7 protein-coding genes and 1 tRNA gene are annotated in these 6594 nt (G+C 72.3%); 2 read left to right on the forward strand and 6 right to left on the reverse strand.

Annotation, left to right across the window (positions count from 1 at the left end; all coding sequences use genetic code 11):
• Positions 1-201 precede the first annotated feature (201 nt).
• A complete protein-coding gene (locus ACTHJJ_RS05555) occupies positions 202-1023 on the reverse strand; it encodes an enoyl-CoA hydratase (protein WP_440301944.1) in 822 nt (273 codons plus the stop codon).
• 9 nt (positions 1024-1032) lie between these two features.
• Positions 1033-1527 carry a redox-sensitive transcriptional activator SoxR gene (gene soxR / locus ACTHJJ_RS05560; RefSeq protein WP_440301945.1) on the reverse strand — a complete coding sequence of 165 codons (495 nt, stop codon included), beginning with the start codon at positions 1525-1527 and terminating at the stop codon, positions 1033-1035.
• Between the two features lie 52 nt (positions 1528-1579).
• Here soxR and ACTHJJ_RS05565 point away from each other — a divergent pair, with 52 nt between their 5' ends.
• Positions 1580-3016, forward strand: coding sequence for an MFS transporter (locus ACTHJJ_RS05565; protein WP_440301946.1), 1437 nt, complete (start codon positions 1580-1582; stop codon positions 3014-3016).
• Between the two features lie 87 nt (positions 3017-3103).
• On the opposite strand, the gene ACTHJJ_RS05570 is transcribed toward ACTHJJ_RS05565, so the two are convergent.
• The 3 genes from ACTHJJ_RS05570 to ACTHJJ_RS05580 form a co-directional block, all read right to left on the reverse strand.
• A complete protein-coding gene (locus ACTHJJ_RS05570; RefSeq protein ID WP_440301947.1) occupies positions 3104-3688 on the reverse strand; it encodes a hypothetical protein in 585 nt (194 codons plus the stop codon).
• A 217-nt stretch (positions 3689-3905) separates the two neighbouring features.
• Positions 3906-4787, reverse strand: a complete 882-nt coding sequence (locus ACTHJJ_RS05575) for a carbohydrate kinase family protein (protein WP_440301948.1) — start codon at positions 4785-4787, stop codon at positions 3906-3908.
• Positions 4787-5710, reverse strand: a complete 924-nt coding sequence (locus ACTHJJ_RS05580) for a pseudouridine-5'-phosphate glycosidase (RefSeq protein WP_440301949.1) — start codon at positions 5708-5710, stop codon at positions 4787-4789. The genes ACTHJJ_RS05575 and ACTHJJ_RS05580 overlap by 1 nt, the downstream gene beginning before the upstream one ends.
• A gap of 136 nt (positions 5711-5846) precedes the next feature.
• Between ACTHJJ_RS05580 and ACTHJJ_RS05585 the strand changes: the two genes are divergently transcribed.
• On the forward strand, positions 5847-6281 hold the full coding sequence (locus ACTHJJ_RS05585) for an SRPBCC family protein (protein ID WP_440301950.1): 435 nt from the start codon (positions 5847-5849) through the stop codon (positions 6279-6281).
• A gap of 173 nt (positions 6282-6454) precedes the next feature.
• Here ACTHJJ_RS05585 and ACTHJJ_RS05590 read toward each other — a convergent pair.
• Positions 6455-6541: transfer RNA gene (locus tag ACTHJJ_RS05590), tRNA-Ser, on the reverse strand.
• Between the last annotated feature and the right edge of the window lie 53 nt (positions 6542-6594).

The raw sequence follows: 6594 nt of genomic DNA on the forward strand, positions 1-6594 counted from the left end.
ACCCAAGGCGGAGCCCGGCCTCGTCGAGCAGGTCGTCCAGTCGTCGGCCTTCCGATCGATGCTGCGCTCCGCGGGCACCGTCGTCGGGCGGGAGATCACCCGCAGCATCTTCGGCACCTCACGCCGGAGGCGCTGACCGGAAGGCGCTGCCCGCAGGAGCCGAGCGAAAGCGGCTGAACGGCATACGGGGCGGTGTGCCGCTCAGCCAGCGTCCCCACGGAAGGCCGGCTTCCGCTTGCCGAGGAAGGCGGCGACGCCCTCGGCGAAGTCATCACTGCCGTAGACCCGCTCGAGCCTCGCGTCGTCGGCGGCCACGTCGTAACCGTCGCGTCCAGCCCGGAGCTGGTCCTTCGTGACCTGGATGGTGAGCGGCGCGGCCCGGAGGATGCCGGCGGCGACACCCCAGACCTCGGCCTCGAGGCGCTCCGACGCGACGACCTCCATGACGGCGCCCACGGCCTCGGCGCGACGCGCATCGACGGTGCGCGAGGCGAGGATCATCTCCCGTGTGAGGGAGTCGCCGAAGACCTCGGCGCACCGCAGCACGATCGGCGCCGAGAGGACGTTGCCGAGCGTCCGCGCGATCGGGTAGCCGAAGCGCGCCGTCGGCGTGCAGATGCGCAGGTCGCAGGCGTTCGCGACGGCGAGCCCGCCCCCGACGCAATGGCCCTCGACCGCGGCGATGGTGACCTGGGGAAGCGCCGCGATGCCGTCGAGGACGCCCCTGATCCGCGCCTCGTAGGCGACCCCGTCGGCCCCGCTCGAGAAGCCGAGGAACGACGAGATGTCGTTGCCCGCGGCGAAGGCGCGGCCACCAGCGCCCCGGAAGATGACGACGTGCAGCGCGGCGGTGCTCGCGGCCAGCTCGCAGACGCGCTCAAGCTCGGCGTACATCGCCGCCGTGAAGGCGTTGTGCTTCTCGGGCCGGTTGAAGGTGACCTCGATCGCGCCGGGCTGGCTCCTCAGCAGCAGCTGCCCTCCGGCTCGTTCCGACACGGGACCCCAGGCAGGCACGGCGCTCATGCGCCGAGCCTAGTCAGCGCCGCCGCTCCCTCCGGGACGGGATCCGGCGACGGACGACCGGGCGCCGGCGGGCCACCGGCGGGGCCCCGGCCCCTCCCGGGACAAGGCGTCGTCGGCGTTGTAGACGGGACACGTCGCCAGCGACAGGCAGCCGCAGCCGATGCAGTCGGTGAGGCCGTCGCGCACCCGCTTCATCGCCTCGATCCGCTCGGTCAGCAGGTCGTGCCACCGGCGAGACATCCGGATCCAGTCTCGCTTCGTCGGCGGCCGGTCATGCGGCAGGACCGCGAAGGCCTCGGCCAGCTCGGCAAGGGTGAGGCCGAAGCGCTGGCCGGCCCGCACTACGGCGATCCGCCTGAGGGTGTGCCTCGAGTAGCGGCGCTGGTTGCCGGCCGTGCGGGTCGAAGCAATGAGGCCCTTCTCCTCGTAGAACCGCACGGTCGGGACGCTCACGCCGCTGCGGGCGGCGACCTCCCCGATCGTCAGCAGGTCGCGGCGGTCCATGCACGGAGCCTAGCTTGACCTCAAGTGCACTTGAGATTGCACGCTCGTCGTCGTGTCCACCGAAGCCGCGCGGGAAGCCGCGCCCACCCAGACCCTGTCTGAGCCCGCGCCCCGCCTGCTCAGCCGCGCACACCTGCCGGTCGTCCTCGGCGTCCTCTCCCTCGTCACCCTGGCTGCCTTCGAGAACCGCGCCGTCGTCTCGATCCTGCCGACCGTGGTCCACGAGCTGGACGGCTGGTCGCTCTTCGGAGCGGCAACGGGCGCTCCGCTCGTCACCCTCACCGTGGCCATGGCCTGGTCCGGCCCGTGGACCGACCGTCAGGGTCCCGGGCGCGTGCTGCTCACCGGCATCGGCCTCTTCGCCGTCGCGCAGCTCATCAGCGGATCCGCCTCGCACATGGGCGTCTTCGTCGCCGGGAGGGCGGTCTCCGGCGCTGCAGAGGCGCTCATCGACACCGCCATGACGGTCCTGGTCGCCCGCGCGCTGCCGGAGACGCTGCGCGCCAAGGTCTTCGCGTCCTTCGCGGCCGCCTGGATCCTCCCGTCCGTCCTCGGCCCCGGGGTGGCCGGGGGCATCGATGCGGTCGTCGGCTGGCGGGCAGTCTTCGTCGCACCGCTCGCCATCGTCCCGGTGAGCCTCGCCCTCGTCCGCGGCGCCCTGCGTGGCGAGCGCGGCTCCTTCCCGGCGGCCGACGCTCCCGGCCCGGAGACCGCCTCCTCTGACGGGCGACAGCTCCGCGCCTCCTTCCTCCTCGCGGTCGGCCTCGCGGCGATGACCTGCGCCGGGCCGCTGCTCGGGGACCGGGAAGGCGCCCGGGTGATGACCGGCCTCGCACTGGTCGTCGGGGGCCTGGTCGTCATCGCCGGGACCGCCAGCCGGGTCCTGCCCCGGGGCACCCTGCGGCTGCACTGCGGCGTCCCCAGCCTCGTCGCCCTCCGGTTCATCGTGGCGCTCGCCTTCACCGGGGTCGGCGGCACGATCCCCCTCATGCTGGTGCAGACCCGCGGGGTCGGCCCGGCGCTCGCCGGCACGTCGCTCGCGGTCACGGGCGTTCTGTGGGCGGCCGGCTCCTGGCTCAACAGCACCGGCGCCGTCCAACGAGTGCGTCCCGCTGCTCGCCTCCGGGCCGGTCACGCCTCCATCGCGGTTGGTGCGCTGGGCCCGGTCCTGCTCTCCCTCGGAGTCCTCGGCCTACCGGCCGGCATGGTGGGCTGGGGGCTCGCTGCCCTCGGGATGGGGCTGGTCTCGCCGACCCTCACGACGGAGGCCCTGGCCCTCGCCCCGGAACGCGAGCAGGGCCGGGCGAGCGCGGCGATGGGCCTCGCCTCGACAATGGGGGTAGCCGTCCCGACGGGGGTCGTCGGCGTCGTCGTCGCAATGCAGGGAGCCGGTGTCGACGGCCGGACCTTCGCCCTCCTCATGGCAGCGTGCGCCGTGGCAGCCCTGGTCGGGGCGGGCGGGGCCGGGCGGGCCTGGGCGTGCGACTGACCGCGCTCCGGTCCGGGTGGCCCGCCGGTGACTACCCGGTGACCATCTCGAACCGGAGCCGGTCAGGGGGGTCCTCAGCGGGCCTCCTCACCGCATGAGGTCGTCACCGTCGCCGACATCGTCGACCTCGTCACGCTCGGCGACCCTCACGGGCCGGGTGCGACTGGCTTGGTCGACGTCCTTGACGCTGACCACGCTGTGGCGTCCCAAGCCGAGAGCGGCGAGGAAGACGATGACGACACCCAGGCCGGTGAAGAACCCGATCTCCTCGAGCGTCGCCTGGGTGGTCGCGGCGCTGGCCGGGCTGCCGGCCGCCGCGACGCCGCCGTTGAAGAGCCGGCTCAGCGTCGGGCCGACGGCGAACCAGGCACCCGCGACCGCGGCCAGCCAACCGCCGAAGATCGTGACGCGCCGGTCCGCGCTCGCGAGGAGCATGAGCCCGCCGACGACGGTGGCCGCCGCAGGCAGGATCTCCAGCCAGAGGCGTCCCATGGTGAAGTGCCAGGCTTGGTCCGGTGTGTAGGCGTAGCCGAAGACGGGGCCTACGAAGGGGATGAGCCCGCCCCACACGCCGAGCAGGACGAGGAGCACCCCGCTCACGGCGCCTCTGCTGCGGCTGACGTGGATCCGGCTGTACATCGGCCGGTGTGCGGAATGTGTAGCGGTTGTCATGCTTGGATCACCTCGCGATCCGAGGGCCGGAGGGACGCTCCCTGGACGGCCCTCGTTTCGATCATCACTCCTCTTTCCCGTGCTGCGCAACGACGAGGATCCCCGTAGAGCGAAGGGACCGCATGGCCGCCCAGCGGGCGCCCGAGGAGGGGTATGCCGCTCAGCCGCCCCAGCGGCATACGACGTCGTTGCGCAGTGGCGCGGGAGAGGTTGGGCCTCAGGACTCCTCGGTGGCCCCGGGGCTGCGGAGCACGCGCGCGGCGAGCGCGTGGCCGGTCTGGCAGGCCCGCACGACGTCGTGGCCCTGCAGGTGTGCGGTGAGGAAGCCCGCGTTGAAGGCGTCCCCGGCCCCGGTGAGGTCGCGCACGTCGTCGACGGGAGTCACGGGCACGGTCGCGACGACCTTCCCGTCGCGCAGGACGGTCGTGGCATGCCGGCCCCGTCGCGCGAGCAGGGTCGCGTCGGGGAAGCGGGCGAGGCTGCAGCCGGGACGGCCGGCGTGGGCGAGGTCGAGGATGGCGCACTCGTCCTCGTTGGCGGAGATGAAGTCGGGTCGGCAGCGCTCCATCAGCTCGAGGAAGGCCTCGACGCCGTAGTGCCGGATGAGTCCGGTCGAGGAGACGTCGATCGACACGAGCCCGCCTCGCTCGTGCTGGTGAGCGACCGCCTCGAGCGCTGCCTGGGCCGTCGTGCCCGCCTCGAACGAGTAGGCGGTGAGATGCAGCACCTCGAGGTCCTCGAGCCACGAGGGTTCGATGGCGGTCAGGTTCGCGTTGGCACCGCGGGACGGGAACATGGTTCGCTCGCCGTGCTCGTCGACGAGCAGGACGATCATTCCGGTGTGCGAGCCCTGGTCGACCTGGAGCCGGACATCCACCCCGCGGCCCTCGAGCTCCTGCCGCACGACGTGGCCACCGAGGTCGGCACCCACGCAGCCGATGAACCGCGTCGGGTAGCGGGGGCCGGCGAAGGCGGCGACGTTGGCCGCGGACCCACCGCGACGCATGACGATCTCGGACCTGGTGTCCGTCGCCTTCCGCTGCGGCTCGAGCTGCCAGACGACGACGTCCTGGACGACGTCGCCGACGACCCCGAGCACTACCTGCCCTGCGCGACGAGGGCCGTCGCGACTTCGCAGGCGAGCCGGACGTTGTTGCGGTAGAGGGCCACGTTGGCGTCGAGGCTCCGACCATCGGTGGCCCGGCGGATGTAGTCGAGCAGGTACGGCGTCGAGGCCTGGCCGCCGATCCCGTCCCGCTCGGCGGCGGCCCATGCGGCCTCGACGACCCCGTCGAGCTCGGCCGGGTCGAGCTGCTCGGCCTCGGGGACCGGGTTGGCGACGAGCACACCGCTCGGCACGCCCAGGGCGCGCTGCGTGGTGAGCAGGGTCGCGATGTCGTCCGGCGAGTCGACGCGGGCGCCGACGGTGTGGCCCGAGTCGACGACGTAGAACCCGGGGTAGCGGTTGGTCCGGTAGCCGACGACGGGGACGCTCAGGGTTTCGAAGCGCTCCAGGGTGGCGGGGATGTCGAGGATCGCCTTGGCCCCCGAGGAGATCAGCACGATCGAGGTGCGGGCCATCCCGACAAGGTCGGCCGACTCGTCGAAGGTCTTGTCCGCGCCGTGGTGCACGCCCCCGAGGCCGCCGGTCGCGAACACGTCGATGCCGGCCGCGCGGGCGAGGAAGGCCGTCGCGGCGATCGTCGTCCCATAGTTCTTCTTCGTGACCGCACCGAGCGCGAGCTCACGGGTCGACGCCTTGCCGGCGTGGTCGTCCTCGCCGAGCTCGTGGATCTCCGCCTCGGTCAGGCCGACGACGGGGGTGCCGCGGTGCACGCCGATGGTGGCGGGCACCGCCCCCGTGTCGCGGATGATCTGCTCGCCCTCGAGGGCCACCTCGACGTTCCGGGGGCGCGGCAGCCCGTGGGTGAAGATCGTCGACTCGAGGGCGACGACCGGCGTTCCGGCGGCGAGCGCCTCGGCGACCTGGTCGCCGACACGGATCACGGACGGCGTGGGCATGGATGCTCCTCTCGGGGGCGGGTGTGCCCCACCGTAACGACGCTGCTCGTCAGCGTCGATGCTCTGGCCAGCAGCACTGACCGAGAGGAAGATCAGGGACGGAACCCGCTGAGGAGGGACCAGACGAGGAGGGGACGTGCCGAGCGCAAGCCAGACCATCAGTATCAACAGACCCATCGACGAGGTCTTCGCGTTCTTCACGACGCCCGCGAACGACCCGAAGTGGCGCACGCACGTCAAGGAGGTAGGCGAGGAGGGCGCGCCCGGGCCGGGTGCGCGAGTCCATCAGGTCGTCTCCGGCCCCGGGGGCCGCGGGATCCCGGCCGACTACGAGGTGACGGCCTACGAGCCGCCGACCCGCTATGCGTTCAAGGTCGTCGCCGGGCCGGTCCGCCCCACGGGCGAGTTCCTGCTGACGTCGAGAGGCGAGACCGCCACGGACGTCACGTTCTCGCTCAACGCCGAGGTGGGTGGCCTCAAGAAGCTGCTGCTCTCGGGGCCGGTCCAGAAGTCGATGGAGTCGGAGATGGCGTCCCTCAACACGGCGAAGCGGCTCCTCGAAGGTGACTGAACCACAGGGGCGTCCCGCGAAAGCGAAAGCCCCGAGCGTGCTTCGGTGTGGCTGGCGGTGGCGGTGGGACGCCGTCGCCTCCGCTTCGCTCCGGCTCCTCCCAAATCCCGCAGCGTTCGCTACATGCAGCAGGACCCCGACGGAAAAGCGTGTCGGGGTCCTGCTGCATACGGCGGTGGCGGTGGGATTTGAACCCACGGAGGAGTTGCCCCCTCACACGCTTTCGAGGCGTGCTCCTTAGGCCGCTCGGACACGCCACCGGGGGAGACCTTACCCGAGCCGCCTACCCTCGAAGAAATCGACGAGCAGCTCC

It is taken from the genome of Intrasporangium sp., assembly GCF_051961875.1.
Taxonomy (GTDB): Bacteria; Actinomycetota; Actinomycetes; order Actinomycetales; family Dermatophilaceae; genus Intrasporangium_A.

What these genes read in the sequence shown, in the direction of transcription:
- ACTHJJ_RS05555 (WP_440301944.1), bottom strand. Translation starts at nt 1,023, where the DNA reads ATGAGCGCCGTGCCTGCCTGGGGTCCCGTGTCGGAACGAGCCGGAGGG.
- soxR (WP_440301945.1), bottom strand. Translation starts at nt 1,527, where the DNA reads ATGGACCGCCGCGACCTGCTGACGATCGGGGAGGTCGCCGCCCGCAGC.
- ACTHJJ_RS05570 (WP_440301947.1), bottom strand. Translation starts at nt 3,688, where the DNA reads ATGACAACCGCTACACATTCCGCACACCGGCCGATGTACAGCCGGATC.
- ACTHJJ_RS05580 (WP_440301949.1), bottom strand. Translation starts at nt 5,710, where the DNA reads ATGCCCACGCCGTCCGTGATCCGTGTCGGCGACCAGGTCGCCGAGGCG.